This is a genomic window from Natrinema gelatinilyticum, assembly GCF_024266705.1.
Lineage (GTDB): Archaea > Halobacteriota > Halobacteria > Halobacteriales > Natrialbaceae > Natrinema > Natrinema gelatinilyticum.
On sequence record NZ_CP100756.1, the window covers coordinates 3,273,571 to 3,289,042 of the forward strand.

12 protein-coding genes and 1 pseudogene are annotated in these 15,472 nt (G+C 61.8%); 7 read left to right on the plus strand and 6 right to left on the minus strand.

What is annotated here, in order from left to right; translation table 11 throughout:
* Positions 1 to 68 precede the first annotated feature (68 nt).
* Positions 69 to 1,238, plus strand: a complete 1,170-nt coding sequence (locus NJU76_RS16055; RefSeq protein ID WP_254530369.1) for an ISH3 family transposase — start codon at positions 69 to 71, stop codon at positions 1,236 to 1,238.
* Positions 1,239 to 1,498: 260 nt separating this feature from the next.
* Here the strand turns inward: NJU76_RS16055 and NJU76_RS16060 are convergent, their stop codons facing one another.
* From NJU76_RS16060 to coxB, 3 genes are all read right to left on the minus strand, one after another.
* On the minus strand, positions 1,499 to 3,271 hold the full coding sequence (locus NJU76_RS16060) for an asparagine synthase-related protein (RefSeq protein ID WP_254530370.1): 1,773 nt from the start codon (positions 3,269 to 3,271) through the stop codon (positions 1,499 to 1,501).
* Positions 3,272 to 4,834: 1,563 nt separating this feature from the next.
* Complete coding sequence (locus NJU76_RS16065; RefSeq protein WP_254530371.1) at positions 4,835 to 5,224, minus strand: PIN domain-containing protein; 390 nt, start codon at positions 5,222 to 5,224, stop codon at positions 4,835 to 4,837.
* 462 nt (positions 5,225 to 5,686) lie between these two features.
* The gene (gene coxB, locus NJU76_RS16070) at positions 5,687 to 6,460 is read right to left on the minus strand and encodes a cytochrome c oxidase subunit II (protein WP_254530372.1); all 774 of its coding nucleotides are present in this window, start codon (positions 6,458 to 6,460) and stop codon (positions 5,687 to 5,689) included.
* Positions 6,461 to 6,680: 220 nt separating this feature from the next.
* Here coxB and NJU76_RS16075 point away from each other — a divergent pair, with 220 nt between their 5' ends.
* Positions 6,681 to 8,969 (plus strand): DUF6789 family protein, encoded by a 2,289-nt coding sequence (locus NJU76_RS16075; RefSeq protein ID WP_254530373.1) that lies wholly within the window; start codon positions 6,681 to 6,683, stop codon positions 8,967 to 8,969.
* A complete protein-coding gene (locus NJU76_RS16080) occupies positions 8,966 to 9,550 on the plus strand; it encodes a DUF7979 domain-containing protein (RefSeq protein WP_254532487.1) in 585 nt (194 codons plus the stop codon). The genes NJU76_RS16075 and NJU76_RS16080 overlap by 4 nt, the downstream gene beginning before the upstream one ends.
* On the opposite strand, the pseudogene NJU76_RS16085 reads toward NJU76_RS16080, so the two are convergent.
* Positions 9,524 to 10,311 (minus strand): annotated as a pseudogene (locus NJU76_RS16085) (manganese catalase family protein); the annotation flags it as partial. The gene NJU76_RS16080 and the pseudogene NJU76_RS16085 overlap by 27 nt on opposite strands.
* Positions 10,312 to 10,470: 159 nt before the next feature.
* Here NJU76_RS16085 and NJU76_RS16090 point away from each other — a divergent pair.
* Entirely contained in the window at positions 10,471 to 10,653 is a 183-nt protein-coding gene (locus tag NJU76_RS16090) for a hypothetical protein (RefSeq protein WP_254530374.1), read from the plus strand.
* A 30-nt stretch (positions 10,654 to 10,683) separates the two neighbouring features.
* On the opposite strand, the gene NJU76_RS16095 is transcribed toward NJU76_RS16090, so the two are convergent.
* Together NJU76_RS16095 and NJU76_RS16100 are read right to left on the minus strand one after the other, a co-directional pair.
* The gene (locus NJU76_RS16095; protein WP_254530375.1) at positions 10,684 to 11,601 is read right to left on the minus strand and encodes a cytochrome c oxidase subunit 3; all 918 of its coding nucleotides are present in this window, start codon (positions 11,599 to 11,601) and stop codon (positions 10,684 to 10,686) included.
* Positions 11,602 to 11,671: 70 nt separating this feature from the next.
* Entirely contained in the window at positions 11,672 to 13,057 is a 1,386-nt protein-coding gene (locus tag NJU76_RS16100) for an NAD(P)/FAD-dependent oxidoreductase (protein ID WP_254530376.1), read from the minus strand.
* Between the two features lie 370 nt (positions 13,058 to 13,427).
* On the opposite strand from NJU76_RS16100, the gene NJU76_RS16105 reads away from it, so the two are divergent.
* From NJU76_RS16105 to NJU76_RS16115, 3 genes are all read left to right on the plus strand, one after another.
* Positions 13,428 to 14,399 (plus strand): D-2-hydroxyacid dehydrogenase, encoded by a 972-nt coding sequence (locus tag NJU76_RS16105; RefSeq protein WP_254530377.1) that lies wholly within the window; start codon positions 13,428 to 13,430, stop codon positions 14,397 to 14,399.
* A 147-nt stretch (positions 14,400 to 14,546) separates the two neighbouring features.
* Complete coding sequence (locus tag NJU76_RS16110; RefSeq protein WP_254530378.1) at positions 14,547 to 14,975, plus strand: universal stress protein; 429 nt, start codon at positions 14,547 to 14,549, stop codon at positions 14,973 to 14,975.
* A 139-nt stretch (positions 14,976 to 15,114) separates the two neighbouring features.
* A complete protein-coding gene (locus NJU76_RS16115) occupies positions 15,115 to 15,462 on the plus strand; it encodes a hypothetical protein (RefSeq protein ID WP_254530379.1) in 348 nt (115 codons plus the stop codon).
* Positions 15,463 to 15,472 lie beyond the last annotated feature (10 nt).

The window sequence follows — 15,472 nt, forward strand, 5'->3', positions numbered from 1 at the left end:
CGCCGCTCTCGCAATCGTATTCTCAGTACTTCACAAAGCCGTTAATTGAGAAGTCCGCTTGCTGAGTTGTGTCCAAGCAAGCAAAGCAAGCGGACGGTTCAATCCACGAGGACCAGCTCCTTAACTTCCTCGTCAACTCCATTGACGAGGAAGTCGATCTTGACCTCGGCAAGAATGCTGAGGTCGACGCAGAAGACATCTACGAGGTCCTCGTCGGCGCGTGCGCCGACGGGACCTCGGTCTCCAAACTCTGTGAGAACAGCGCAGACTCGCCCCACGAAAACACGGTTCTGTACCACCTCCGCGAGAAATTCGAGCTCGAATCGGTTGAACGAGCCGGGAACGCGCTCCTTCAGAAGAACGTGCTTGAGGTCCTTCCTGAGCAGGTGGAGGTCGTCGCCGACCTCCACCTGCGGCCCTACTATGGTGATGAAAACGACACAGACGGTCTCTATCACTCGGAAGCGAAACGTGGAACCACCGCGTTCCATGCCTATGCCACTCTCTACGCGCGTGTACAGAACAAGCGCTATACGCTGGCGGTGCGCCGTCTCACCGACGGCGACACCGCCAGCAGCGTCCTTGCTGAGTTTCTTGGGATTCTCGACGGCCTTGACGCTGAGGTCAAGGCCGTCTATCTTGACCGTGAATTTTACGATAGCAAGTGTCTCACGCTGCTTCAGGCGCACAACCACGCCTACGTGATGCCGATCATCCGTTGGGGACAGACGATCAAGCAGGAACTCTCGGAAGGTTGGAGCCGCGTCATCCAGCATGATCTGACGGCGAAACTCGACGGTCACAGCTGGACCGTCGAGTTTCCCGTTTACATCGACTGTTCCTACCAAAACGGGCGGTACGACGAACATGGGGTGGCGCGTCACGGCTACGCCGCTGACGCGCCGTTTATCGACTCACCACGCGACGCCCGATACCACTACGCGAAACGCTTCGGTATCGAGGCGACGTACCGGCTCTCCGAGCAAAGCATTGCAACGACGACAACGCAAAATCCGGTGGTTCGGCTGTTGTACGTCGTGGTGAGTCTGCTGTTACAGAACGTTTGGCGGTACTTGCACTGGGAATATGTGGCGACGCCCCGCCGTGGCGGGCGTCGCCTCTGGTCGTGGTCTTTCAAGGAGTTCATCAAGATGGTGTGCCGGGCAGCATGGACGGCCCTCGCGGTGCGTCGGGCCGTCCCTGCAAATCGGCCACCGGACGATCGGTTCCACCGCTAACGCTCGACCGAGCCAGCCTCTCTGCGAGTGGCAACGCCGTCGCGTCGGCGGCTGACCGCCGCCGACAGCGACGACTCTGCTCAATCTTCGGTCAGAGCTATCGGTAATCACTACCGGTCAGGACAAAACTGCGGCTTCAGCCTGAGTGAGCAGGAACGCTTTGTGAGGTACTGATTCTCAGACGACGAACCAGGTTGTAGAAGAGGTCACGAGGGGGACTGTCTCGGTCGTCTGAGTGCATAGCTGGCTACTACTAGCGATCAGTCGATTTTGTAAACGGACCCGTGGCTATTGTAGGACTTCTCGGAGATTGACTGGATCCATTCACGAGAGCCTTCGACTGGTTCGATATCAGGATTCGAGAGGACGCGGTCGCGCCAGATTGCATAGGTGATGAGATTCCACGTCACCGGTCCGTACGATTCGACGTGGTCCGCGTACATCGAGTCGGGAATAAAGGCTGGCGGATCGTACCGGTCAAAAACAGTGGCGAGTGGCCCGGATTCGAAGTACCGTTCTATCGGCAGCGCTCCCGAGCCCTTCTGCTGCTTGACGGGATAGTCGGCGCAGCGTTCGGCGAGGAGGGATTTCAACAGGTATTTCGGCTCGAGATACCTCGGTCCGAGGGTTCCCACGTCTCGAAGTCCCTGAATGTAGCGCCGATGAGTGGGGACTGCGAGTCCACGACGGGCCAGCCGTTCACATCGGAACGGATACACTATCGTCTTGTCGTGGGAGTACGCCAGTTGACGCCACTGTCCGCATGTGTTGTGGCGGAAGAAGCTGTACAGATGGCCGTACGCGGCGTGCTTCGAGAATACGTCGTTAGCGGCGAGATCGACTCGCTGAGTGAGATAGTCGTACTGTGCCTGGACGCGTCGGTCCACAGTCTCTGTGCCGAGTGCCGTGGCGACTACGTCGCCATCAGTAAAGAAGGGGAGTTGAACGGCGAACGAGTCCGGGTCGGCGGGATGTCGCCTCATCTGGGTGGCGATGCGTAGCAACGAATCGAACTTGACGGAAAGGGTCTCCGGAACCACCGTCGACGTACGGTCGGGGACGTATGCGAGAAGCGAGTCGAACCACGTCGCGATTCGCAGCCCCTTCGCTCCTGGCAGCCCGAAAAGTGCGTCGGCACCCTCGCCGTTGAGGTAGGCGTCGGTCGAGTCGCTGTCACGAGCGAAGGCTGCGTCCGTAAGAGCAGTCTGGACGTAGTGTGAGGGGAACCCGAGGCGGTCGATACTTGTTTCGAGGTGAGAGAGATACTCCGATTCGTCGATATCGACGTACCGTGGCATCGCGTCGAGTAACGAAGCTGCACGGTCGGCGTACTCGCACTCGAACGCGACCTCTGGACTGTCGAGTTGGATGACGAGCGACGGCTCGTCTTCGCGGTAGGTGTGTAAGAGGGTTGAGTCGACGCCACCGGAGAGCATCGTCGCGACCGTATCGTTCCCACAGACGTCCTCGAGGAGTGAAGAGAGCGTCCGATCAATGACAGCAGGTGCGTCGTCTGGAGCCAGAGCCTCCGACGCATCGTCCCCGCTACTTCCGGAGAGACGTGACACCTGCGTCCGCGTCTGGTCGTCGTCTCGGAGCGACCACTGAAGCCACGTCCCCTGTCCGAGTGCATCGACTCGCGACACGTACGTCTCCGGTTCGATCGGTGCTCTGAACAGCAGATGGTCGGCGATGGCCGCCGTTGTGACCGTCCTATCTGAGACGTCCAGGTGGGCGAGGGCGTTTCGGAAGTGGTCCGTCACTACTACGTCACCGTCTGACCCCCGGAGCGTGTACAGTTCTCTCGTCGCTGTCACGCTCCTGAATGCATCGATCGCGTGAGCGCCGTCTAATCGAGTCGAGATGTGTACGACGACGGCATCTTCGACGACGCCGTCGAGGTCGTTCCAGGCGTGTCGGGGGGAACTAGCGCTCGTGAGAACTCGTTCGATGGCGTCAGGTCGGTCCCCCGAGATGATCCAATAGCCACTGTCGGACCCGACGAGCCGACATCTCGGGTCAGCGAATAACACGCGTACGTCATTGGCCATACTCGCGATAAATTAATCCTCATTTTCCTTATCGGGAGCATAACCGCGGCGCTCCGTTCACGTTACATTGACGATATGAATTGCCCCGTCTGCCGCGGCGGTTCGTTCCGCGCGCACCCGCTTCGACGGTTGACGAAACACGACGGAACGGGCTTGCCAACTCTCGACACGTGGGATGGTCTGTGCTCGTCTCGGCGCCGCTCTCGAGTATGGGAAATTCCCGATATTCGTGGTACCCTGACCAATTACAGAGACGGGGTTGCCGGTCTCGGGCCGATAGCGATGGCCCATCGTGGTCGGTAGATTCGCAACGCCGGTCACGTCCAGGATTGCCTCGCGAAATAAGGCTATCGTGAATTATGGTTGCCGCCTCAAGGGCGAGCCCTGTACCGAGTTTCGAATCCGTGCATAGTTTCGCGTGACGAGAATGTCACTTCCCCCTGTGGTATTTTCTCGACCAGTATCCGTCACGTCTTGGTTCGGTGCGTGGAACGTGGTGTCAGATAACCGAACGGTCAAGACGTCGCTCACTCACACAAATTTGATTCGCCTGCAACTAGTTGGGAACGTACTAGTAGGGAGTCTCGATTCTCGTCCGTGTGGGGAACGGGCGGGAAGCGAGTCGATGCACGGCGACAGCAGACGGAGACGGGGGATTCGAGGTCGATTGTCGATGAGAGAGGCGGTGTCGGACGGGACGTCCTCGCCGGCCGACGGTGTCCTCGGCGGGTTCACAGGGTTCTCAGCACTCACGAACTGTGGTCCGAAGACCGATAGCGGACGGGTTGAACGTGAGAGACGCTGCCCGGAAACGGTACTGAAACGGCTACAGGTGACGATACGACGAATACCGACGAAGAGACTACAGCGGCCGTGGCGACGGACGGTCCGGTCGGCACTTCGTCGACTGCGACGGTCTCGAGACGGCCAGTGGTCACCTCACTGGGGATACGACGCTCGGTGGGGGTTCCTCTCGATGTACCGGGCCATAGAGTAACTGATCGTCTGCAACGACGCGAACCCCACCATCGAATCGAGGGCGAACCTCGAGTTCGCACGATTGAGATGTCAGTCGGTCCGCCGTCCAGTCGTGACAAATCACGGTCGGCCGACCGTTGCGTCGAACCGACTCCGATAATAGCGATGTAGCACGTCCCTTTCAGGCTTCAGTCCGGTCACGACCGCACGGAGAACGTGACCTCGGACCACGTGTGCCGCTGTGGCGGGCGTCGTGAGGTGCAGAGATATCGCCGGAGAGTCGAAACTACGAACCCAACCCGAGTGCAGAACCATCCATCGCGAACGGGTGTGGCGGTCTGGGCGAAACCGCGGTGAATAGTGAGCGGACCGACTAGAGGTCTTTGCCGGTCGCCTCTTCAGCGGTCTCCTCGATTCCCTCCGATATCGCCTCGTCGACGCCGCCATCGAGGTACCCCTCGACCGTTTCCATAATAATCTTGAGTATGTTCATAGTCCCCAATGACCGTGAATGTATAATAAGCTGTCGTATGGAATGGACTGTCACCTTCGGTCTTGTTTCTAGTTTCAATACGTTTCTACGTCAATTGCGGCAACACGGTCGAACTCGTCGCCGTTGCGCGTTAAGACGGTCGGATCAGAGAGCGTAGCGGCAGTCCCAGCGATCAGAACATCGACCGCCCCGATCGGCTCGCCACGGTCAAGGAGATTATGCTGAATGTCGAGAGCACGCTGTGCCTCTTGAGACCCCAGAGGGACCTCGTCGATCTGGTCGATGACACGCTCGAATGTTGGCATATAGCGCTTTGAATCTCCACGCAGGCCCATTCCAATCTCGAAGACAGTGAGCGACGAAATGGCGATAGGCGTCTCAGTGTCGATCAATTCATCGCGTTTGTCACTGGCGTCGGGGTCATGGCGAACAAGATTGTTCAAAAATGTCGAATCGAGGAGCATCCGAGATTACGACCCGTTCGAATTCGCGTTCTGCGTGCGCTCGCGCATCTGCTGGTCGATTTCTGACAGAACTCGCATGGGATCTCACCATCAACGGTGAGCAGTTCATCTGCATCGAGCACGACCGCTAAATCCCATCACCGATTGAGAATTTCAACAAGTCAAATATTCTGGGTAAGCAGCAGCTTTGGTGGGCTGCTACGAGTAGATTGTCGCCCGGAACACTAACGTCCAGCCTCATCCCGTGGCGGCGTGCCGCGTCGGCTGGCTAACCCTCGTGCCGGGCGGGAGAACTCGAGTGAGTTCTTCGGCTATTGCTGTCGCGTGCCCGGGTTCGCCGTGCTGTCATCGCACCCGAATGGGTCTGCTCGGACGGGGACTAAAGGCACGCAGTTTGTCTAGGCGCGTCGTCCGCTTAACTCTTCTACTCTGTAGCTCCTCTCTCGGCTGCGACCGTCTTTCTCAACCGGGCGTGGGGGCTGTGGTGACGGTGCCCTCGTTCTCTTCGAGCCACCGATCGTAGGTTTCGGGGTCCACGACGACGACTTCGGCTTCCATTCGCGAGTGGCCTGGCCCGCAGAACTCGGCGCAGACTGCCGTGTGGCGTCCGGGCTCGTAGGCGATAGTTCGGGCCCGGGTGTAGCGGCCGGGGAATGCGTCCTGTTTGACGCTCAGATCCGGCACGAAAAGCGAGTGAATAACGTCGTCGCTCGTGAGCCAGATCGTCACGTTCTCGTCGGCCGGGATTACGATCTCGTCCTCCGTCGTGACGTTGGCTCCGGGGTAGGTCGCTTGCCACTCCCACTGGTAGCCGGTGACGTATATCTCCTCGTCGTCGGTCTCGGGGAGGTCTTCGAACGATTCGAATCCGCCCTGCGGCCGGTCGTCTCCCTCGAGCGCCTGTGACGGGGACACGTACGGACTGACGAGGACGCTGTATCCGGAGAGGCCGACGAACAGGAGGATAATCGCCGTGGCGGCGGTCCAGGTGATCTCGAGGGCCGGATCTTCCCTGGTCGGTTGGGGATCGTCGTTGTCGTGGAACTTGACGGCCGCGTAGATCAGGATCAGGAGGACGAACAGCGTCAGTGGCAGTGCGACGTAGAGCAGTTGGTACTCGAGCCCGTCGATGAGTTCGCGGTTCGCCGATTGTGCGACGACGGGGCCGGTCAGTGCGAGGAGACTCGAGAGCGCCGAGACGAGCAGCGTCACGATCGTGCGTCGGCGGCTACGCATCGAGCGGGGATTGGGCGGCGCGTGTGAAATACTGCCCGCATGTTTATCTGAACAGTCACGAATGCGTATCGGTTATAGGCTGCAGATATCGGGCAGAAACGGATCAAAGGTGGCGACACTCTCCGGTCTGTTAGTTCATCTTTATTGAGGTCGATGGTGAGGCAACCGCTATGCACGGCGACGAGCGGCGCGGTCGATCGGTCGGGGGTGACGGGTGACGATGGACCGTGCGCTCGTAGAGGTCGTGTTGTTCCTCGGCATTCTCGTCGGCGGTCTCGTGACGGTCGTGGTCGCGCGACGGTTGCGAGCCGATCCGTCGCCGGACGGCGGGTATGTGACGGGCCGCGACCGGCGGTTCAGTCTGTCCGACGCTAGGGCGGCGGCAATCCGGTGGACCACAACGACGAATCACCGCGAGATCGGCTTGCTCTATATCGCGTTGGGGACGGTCGCCGCGCTCTGGGGCGGAATCGACGCGATGATGATCAGGACCCACTTGTTGACGCCAGAAGCGAACCTCTGGACCGAACAGACCTACAACGAACTGTTCACGATGCACGGGCTGACCATGCTCATCTTCTTCGTCACGCCGGTGTTCTTCGGGGTTGGCAACTACTTCCTGCCGTTGTTGATCGGGGCCGACGACATGGCGTTTCCGCGGCTCAACGCGATCGGGTTCTGGATGTTGCCACCTGCGCTCTTGTTGGCACGGCTGGGAATCATCGCCGAGGTAACGGGAAAAGTACTCGGGCTCGTGGTCCCGGCGGACTGGCTGACGGCGCTGTTCGCGTTACGCGAGCCGGCGGTCGGGTGGTACCTGTATCCGCCGCTATCGCTCGCGCCGAATCCACAGACGAACTTCCTCATACTCGGGCTCCACCTGAGCGGCATCGCGACAACCATCGGGGCGATCAACTTCATCACCACGGTCATTTACGAACGAGACGAGTCGATCGGCTGGGCGAATCTCGACATCTTCTCGTGGAACATGCTCGTCACGAGCGCTATCGTCCTCTTTGCGTTCCCCCTCCTCGGGACGGCACTGCTCATGTTGCTATTCGATCGCACCTTCGGAACGACGTTCTTCGCCGTCGAGGGCGGCGGCCCAATTCTCTGGCAGCATCTCTTCTGGTTCTGGGGGCATCCAGAGGTGTACATCATCTTTCTCCCCGCGACCGGGTTGATGAGCCTCATTCTCCCGAAATTCGTCGGCCGAAAGCTCTTCGGATTCAAGTTCATCGTCTACTCGACGATCGCCATCGGCGTTCTCTCCTTTAGCGTCTGGGCACACCACATGTTCGTGACCGGCGTCGATCCTCGCGTTCGAGCGAGTTTCATGGCTACTTCGGTCGCGATCGCCGTCCCGAGCGCGATCAAGGTCTTCAACTGGATCACCACCATATGGAACGGCGACGTCAGGCTCGCAGCGCCGACGATACTCTGCGTCGGCTCGATCGGGCTGTTCATCGTCGGCGGTGTGACCGGCATCTTTCTCGCCGTCATTCCAGTCGATATCATGTACCACGGCACCTACTACGTCGTCGGCCACTTCCATCTCATCCTCATGGGGATTATCCCCCTCATGATGTTCGCTGCGAGCTACTACTGGTATCCGCTCATCACCGGTCGGATGTACGACCGACGGCTCGCGCTGTTCCAGTCGACGCTGCTAGTCGCCGGCTCCGCGCTCACGTTCATGACGCTGTTGGCACTCGGCTTTCTGGAACTTCCTCGCCGCTATGCGACTTACCCCCCGCGGTACTCGGGGCTGCAGGTCGTCGCCACAGTCGGCGCGTTCATCATCGGTATCAGCGTCCTCATGTGGCTGTATAACATGCTCTGGTCGTACTTCCAGGGGAGACCCCTCGAGACCAGCGATCCGTGGGAACTGAAGGCGACCGAACAGTTCACGCCCGAGTGGCAGTGGTTCGAGGACCGTCTCGAGCGCGAGCGCGGTATTCCTCCGAGCGAACCGGCGGTAATTCGGCCCTCGTACGTCCCCCCGCGTGAAGTTCGGCCCCCGTCGCTCTACGGCCGAATCGCTCCAGTCGCACGCACCGTCGCGAGCGATGCGTGGGCAGGCGCGACCGGCGGATTCGTCGGCACGATGCTTATGTCGGGCGTCCTCTTCGCCGCGGTGATACTCGGCGCGTTCGATCTCGAGTCTTTCGCCAACCTCGCCACACTCGTTGGGCTCCCCTCGAGCGTCGCCCTCGGGTACGGGCTGTTCCTCGTCGGCGGGATGACGGTCTGGTCCCTGCTGTTTCTCTCACTGGGAGAGTATCTGCCCGGCGAACTCACCCTCGTCACGGGTCTGTGGTACGCGACGGTGATCGCCTCCGGGTTCGCAATCGCGTTTTACACCGGTCAGACAGGCCTCGAGCTGGTCACGTATCTCGTCTTCGTGTTGCTCGGCCACTGGCTGTACGGCCTCGGTCTCGCAGGCACGATCACGTACCTCGGCGGTCGCACGCGCCGTCCGTCGACTGAGGAGACCGATCGAGAATGAGCGCGGACGAAGACGCACCTCGGGATCGGACTGGTCCAGAAGTGGCCGACGATACGGGGCCGGTCGAGCCGACGCTCGAGTCCGAATCGTTGCTGCTGACCTACGCTGCACCCTTTCTCGGCGTTCTCTTGATCGCCGTCGGACTCCCCCTCTCGATCGTCGGCGGCTACGTCGTCGTTCAGGACCGAGTCGGCCTCTGTGGCGAGCCGTCGATCTCGGCCACGCCAGTCGACCAGTACGACCGCCTCCCAGAAACCGTCGACAGGCTCCCTGCAGAGGAGCTGACGGCCGCCGAACGACGGGCCCTCGAGGAAGCGATCGAGAGCCCGTTCAGGGAGGGGACGATCGAGGGCGACGTCGCGAACCGGGAGGCGCTGCTCGACGGGGTGGTGATCGCGTACGAGGGCGAGTCCTACTACGTCCTGATCACGTCTCAGAACTCCTGTCTCGAGGTCGAGCCGCTCCTGTTTCCGATCGGCGCGGTCGCGATCCTCGTCGGTATCGTGGGTGTTCTGACGCCGCCGATCTACCGGAAACTGGCCGGCTTCGAGGAACGGATCCGCGGAGAACGGACCGAGTGACCGGTCGCCCGGTTGCTGGGGCGCGTAGGAGAACTGGCCCTTGCCGTCCGGCGCGTCACCCTGGGTCCACGGCAGATCGGGATCCGACCGCTCGTCCCGTCTGGTCGACATGAATGTGTAGTTGTACTCCTGATTTTCCTCCTCTTGCGGGAAGATCGCGGGAACCGGGACGGGGTCGTCGAGCGTCTCGAGGGCTTGAAGCCATTGGTTCTGGTGCTGGGTGTCCCGGGCGATGAGGTACGAGAGCATGTCCTTCATGCCGGGGTCGTCGGTGTACTCCCAGAGCCGCGTTGCAAGGGTACGGCCGGTCGATTCGGCCATCACGTTCGCGTAGAGGTCTCCGGCAAGATTGCCCGATGCGGCGATGTACGCCTCGGTAAAGGGGACGCCGTTACTGTCGACCGGCATCGCGGAGAGTCCCGACGAGAGGAATTGGCGAGCGTTTTGTCCAGTTATCGACGCCGCGGCGTCCGCCGTCTGCTTCGCTTCCTCGTCGATGCTCTTCGGCGAACCCCGGAGGTTCTTCGTGACGGCCGACGCCAGCATCTCGATGTGACCGAGTTCTTCGGCAGCGGTCTCCATCAACAGGTTGCGGTACTCCTCGTGCTCCTGGGGGAGCGCCAGGCCTGAAACATGTACTGGAGCGCGACGCGCATCTCGCCCTCCTGGCCGCCGATCGCTTGCTGGAGGAGTTTCGCGAAGTGGGGATCTGGGTCTTCGACGGTAACCTCGTACTGGAGCTCTGGTTCGTGGAAAAACATCCGTCGTTACCTGCCGAGACCGAGCGGTATAAATGGCTGTTCCGGTCGTCGCGGAGACTCGGCTCCACTGGTACGAACCCGGGACGAAAACGACCGAGGGAACCGACCTGGGGTTTTTCCCGCTTGCCGTGGTACGGGTAGAGCCCCGAGGTGACTGTAGTGGGATCCTACGATGACAAACAACGAGCGGCGGCGACGTGCAAGCGGTGCGGGGAGATTGGTATCGTCCAGGTGTTGTCCGACGGTAGTCTGTTACCGCTCGGCCAGTCGACGTTCTGTGACTGCGAACCGCCAATACTCGAGGTGTTCGAGACCGATCCCAACACCGAAGACCGCCTATAGAGATGTGCGACCGGGCCGAGCCGTCGGCCATCACGCGGATACGGACGCGCCGACGTAGAGGACGACGACGAGGAAGATCCAGACGAAATCCACGAAGTGCCAGTATAGCGACACGGTCGCGATCGACGTGTCACGATCGGGCCTGTAGTGGCCTCGAAGCGCCCGCCAGCAGAGCATCGCGATCCCGAGGACGCCGAGCGTAACGTGGAGGCCGTGGAGGCCGGTCAGGCCGAAGAAGGCGCTCCCGAAGACGCCGCTCGAGAGGGTGAACCCCTCCGCGGTGATGAACTCGTAATACTCGTAGGTCTGACCGGCGAGGAAGATGATGCCGAGCGCGAGCGTCGTTCCGAGCAGTCCGAGAAAGCGCCGGCGGTTGTCTCCCTCGAGCGCCTCGTGAGCGTAGTGGAAGGTGACGCTGCTGGTCAGGAGCAGAGCGGTGTTGACGACGACGAGCGAACCCAGCAGCGGCGGCAACTCCTCCGGTGGCCACGTTCCGATCCTGACGAAGAAGTAATAGACGAACAGCGCGCCGAACGTCGAAACGTCAGTCGCGAGAAAGAGCAGCGTCGTCGAAACGTACGACCGACGGGATGTCGGCCCAGGCCGCGCGTCTCGAGCGGAGGCCAGAAACGCCTGATCGACCCAGCCGGCCACGCCGGCCAGCAGGACGATCGTTCCGAGGACGGCGAGGGCAACGCCGGTCACGGGGGGAAGGATGTCGGTTTCGCGACCGAAGATGTAGATCCCGAAGCCGGCGTAGAGCCCCGCGGCTCCGGCGGCTGCGATCAACGGCCAGCGGCTTCGGTGGTGATTGTGATCGTCGCGATCTCCACGGTTGCGGTGGTCGCCGGACGCGTCGGGCGGTTGTCCGCCTCGAACCCGGTGACTCGCGCTATCGGTCCGGAGACCGGTCTCGTCGGGTGGTTCTCCGGATGCACCAGCGTCCATATCGCCGCTTCCACATCGAGCCCGAAAAAGGATCGCCGCTCGAACGGCGGTAGGGGGAGACTACAGTGCGTTAGTAGAAATACTCGTCTTCCGATAGCTGGACGTAGCGGCCGTCGCGGTAGCCGAACTTCCGCCATTTGTACATCGCGAGGATCTTCGTCGCGTCGATCCCGGCGCTGTATCGCCTGTTGATCAGGACGTTCTCGCCACTGCCGCCTTGCATATCGGTGACCGTTTCGAACGCCCAGTCCCAGTCGTCGGGCCCGTAGTCAGCGACGATATCCGCGAAGGCGACGTTTCGACCGATCTCGTCGCCGACTGCGCGCTTCCAGACGTCGTTGTAGTTCTCGAGCGAGTCCGTTCCGGCGAGTCGGCCGGCGATTTTGCCGGTTCGGACAGCGACGTGGTAGCCGCCTTCGTGGAACGCGGACGTCGTTCCCATCGCGCCGCCGGCTACGGCGACGTTCGCGCCGACGGGTGACTCGATCGGTCGCGTCGAAGAAATGGGATACGTCTCGGTCCCCTTCGATTTCCCGCGGTCCTCGACGCGCGGGAAGTCCGCTTCGATGTCGTACTCGTCGCCGTACTCCTGCTCCAGAAGCCGGTCGATGTACTCCGCACCGGAGGGGATTTTCTCGTCCTCGGGGCGCAGTAGCTTGTAGGATCCGGGACTGTCGACGTCTGTGAGAGTCATTCCGATGGGCATCGTGAGGCCGACGCGTGCGACGGTGCCGTCGTTCGGGAAGATCCATGGGTAGGCAGTCTCGCCCGGCATGTATCCCCACCAGAACTTGAGCCGATCCTCCTCGAACACCTCCTCTGGAAACTCGCGATACTCCTGATAGGCGATGTGGTTGGCGTTCGGCGGCGAGAGGTAGTCCGAAACGCTCCGGCCGGGGGCCGTGAACTGATCGAGTGCGTCGAGGGTAACTCGCCGCTGTGGCCCATCGGCGAGGACGACGTACTGTGCCTCGAGTTCGTCACCGTTCGACAGCGTCAGCGTGTGGGTCGGCCCCGCGGATCCGGTCGCTCGCAGGTCCGTCTCGAGGTCCCTGACGCCAGTGCCGACCTGCAGGTCGGCTCCCGCGTCGGCAGCGCGCTCGTGGAGCCAGTCGTCCATCCGCGTGCGGTTGAACGTGTAGCCGAATTTGGGGTAGCTAGCCTCGATTCCCGTCGTCCGGAGTTCGACCGAACTGTTCGGTCCGATGAACTCCGTCGCTTCGAGTTCCTGGAGGACGACCTCGTCTGGGATCTCGCGGTAATCGAACTCCATGATATCGATCCAATAATCGAGCATTCCTGCGGCATCGGTCGAGTCCGGCCCCACTCCCTCGCGGTCCTCTCGAGGCACCCCCTGCTCGAAGAGGACCGTCTCGGCGCCGTGGGCCGCAGCCTGCTCGGCTGCGGACGCACCAGCGGGGCCGCCGCCGACGACAGCGACGTCTACGCGTTCCATACGCCGTTGAGACTCGTTGAGTCATTATAAAAACTGCGAGGCGAATTCCACGCTGGTCGACACGGTCCCCGCCCTACCCGGTGATGGTCGCCAGTGTAGTGCGGCGGACCGTGCCCGTCCGATCGGAAACGAACCCGCAGTCTCTCCGCACTCCAGGGCGCCGGTTGACCGACGACCGAAGCGCTCGAGCGAGCCGGTTGGCAACGGATATGGCACTTCCGGGAGCGAGTGTTGTCGACCGGAGCACCTCGGCAAGCCCTCTGTCGCTTTGAATTCGGTGCTCGGTCGGCACACGAATCGCGAACCGACGCGAACCGGTCGCGCTGCCGCGAGACGAACGCTTTTGACCGCACTGTACGAGTTTATGGACATGAGCGACGCTGACACACCGGACGTTCTCGTACTCCGGAAGGGCACTCACGGGACCCCGATCGAACAGTACGCCGACGCGATCCGCGACCGACTCCCCGATCACACCGTTTCCCTCGCACGAACTCCGGCCGAAGAGCGCGAGGCGATTCGAACCGCTCGCTTCGTGACGGGGATGACCCTCGAGGAGAACCTCCTCGCCGTCGCTGAGACGCTCGAGGTTTTCGCCTGTGCTTACGCGGGAACCGGCCACCTTCCGCTCGACTCGCTCGAGGAGCGGGGCGTCGCGGTGACGAACGCATCTGGCGTCCACGGCCCGAACATCGGCGAACACGTTCTCGGTGCGATCCTCCATTTCACCCGGCGATTTCACGTCGGCGCGCGCCGGCAGCGCCGCCGCGAGTGGCGCCACTACAAGGCCCACGAACTCCAGGGCTCGACCGTCACCGTCGTCGGACTCGGTGCGATCGGAACGGCGGTCTGTGAGCGCCTCGATCCGTTCGGCGTCGAGACGATCGGCGTCCGCTTCACGCCAGAGAAGGGCGGTCCGACGGACGAGGTGGTCGGCTTCGAAGACGACGCGTTCGACGACGCGCTCGCGCGAACGGACTACCTCGTCCTCGCCTGTCCGCTCACGGCGACGACCAGAGGACTGATCGACGGCGACGCGTTCGTCACGATGAATCCCGAGGCTGTGCTGGTCAACATCGCCCGCGGCCCGGTCGTCGAAACCGATGCGCTCGTCGACGCGTTGCGCTCGAACTTGATCCGCGGCGCCTCGCTCGACGTGACCGATCCAGAGCCGTTGCCCGAGGGCCATCCGCTCTGGACGCTCGGAAACGTCCAGATCACCCCCCACAACGCCGGCCACACGCCGAAGTACTACGATCGATTGGCCGACATCGTCGCCGAAAACGTCCGTCGATTCGACGACGGAGACGTCGACGATCTCGAAAACCAGGTGCTGCCCTGATTTGGGTCCTGATCGGGGGCTGATCGAGTCGCTCCGACACCTACCGATCCTCGCTCGCCGTCCGACGCACTTTTTTGGCCTCCTGCACCGAATCTGAAGCATGGAACGTTCACCTGCTGACACACCCGCTCGAGCGGGGGACCCGCGATGACGCTCACGTTTGACGGGACGATCGTCGTCCCTGTCGCCGACCCGGACGACGGCGAGCAAACCGCGACCGCGCTGGCACCGCACCTCGAGCCCTCGAGTACGGTGCTCGTCGTCAACGTGATCGAGAAAGCGGGCGGCGCACCCGATAAGGCCTCCGTCGAACAGCGGGAGGAGTACGCACGGGAGATTTTCGAGCGCGCGCGTGGACCACTCGAGGGCCGGGCCGGGACCGTCGAGACGGCCATCCTCTTCGGAACGAACGTCGTCGAAACGATCATGGACGCGGCGTCGGAGCGCGCCGTCGATGCGGTGGTCTTCGAACCGCGCGAAGGAACCCGGTTCACCGAACTGCTCACCGGCGACGTCGCGCGACGACTGGTCAAGCGGGCGTCGGTTCCGGTCGTCGCACTGCCCCGCGAGGGATGAACTCGAGGTCCGCAAACGGTCCCACGAGGAGGACCCTGTCCGGATGGCGGAGATGAATCGCGTCTGTTCCAGCGGGTTAATGTAGGTTCAACTACACCTATCCCGCGTGACTTCCGTCACCCGATCACAGGGATAGAATTTGACGATCATCGCAAGTACCGAACTGGAAGCGGTCGCGTACGGCACCCGCAACGGATCGGCCGCGCTGGTGGTCGGCTGCCTCCTGCACATGTATGGGTTGTATCGGTACGTTCCCGAGGACGAACGCGTTCTCCAGGGACTCGCCGGCCTGTTGGTGGTTACCCTCGGCGGGAGTACACCGCTGTCGGTCCTCGGCGGGACCCGCTTCGGCTACTGGCTCGTCGAGGATACTCCGGTACTGCTCGCACTCGACATTTCAATACTCGTCGTCATATTCGCGCTGGTCTACCGGCGCGCCCTTTCACTGGTTTTCGAGGACGACGCCGTCGAACCGTCCAGTCGATGAAAAACCGACG

Excerpts from the sequence above, each read along its gene's own strand:
- NJU76_RS16065 (WP_254530371.1), bottom strand. The coding sequence starts at position 5,224 with ATGCTCCTCGATTCGACATTTTTGAACAATCTTGTTCGCCATGACCCC.
- coxB (WP_254530372.1), bottom strand. The coding sequence starts at position 6,460 with ATGCGTAGCCGCCGACGCACGATCGTGACGCTGCTCGTCTCGGCGCTC.
- NJU76_RS16075 (WP_254530373.1), top strand. The coding sequence starts at position 6,681 with ATGGACCGTGCGCTCGTAGAGGTCGTGTTGTTCCTCGGCATTCTCGTC.
- NJU76_RS16080 (WP_254532487.1), top strand. The coding sequence starts at position 8,966 with ATGAGCGCGGACGAAGACGCACCTCGGGATCGGACTGGTCCAGAAGTG.
- NJU76_RS16095 (WP_254530375.1), bottom strand. The coding sequence starts at position 11,601 with ATGGACGCTGGTGCATCCGGAGAACCACCCGACGAGACCGGTCTCCGG.
- NJU76_RS16100 (WP_254530376.1), bottom strand. The coding sequence starts at position 13,057 with ATGGAACGCGTAGACGTCGCTGTCGTCGGCGGCGGCCCCGCTGGTGCG.
- NJU76_RS16105 (WP_254530377.1), top strand. The coding sequence starts at position 13,428 with ATGAGCGACGCTGACACACCGGACGTTCTCGTACTCCGGAAGGGCACT.
- NJU76_RS16110 (WP_254530378.1), top strand. The coding sequence starts at position 14,547 with ATGACGCTCACGTTTGACGGGACGATCGTCGTCCCTGTCGCCGACCCG.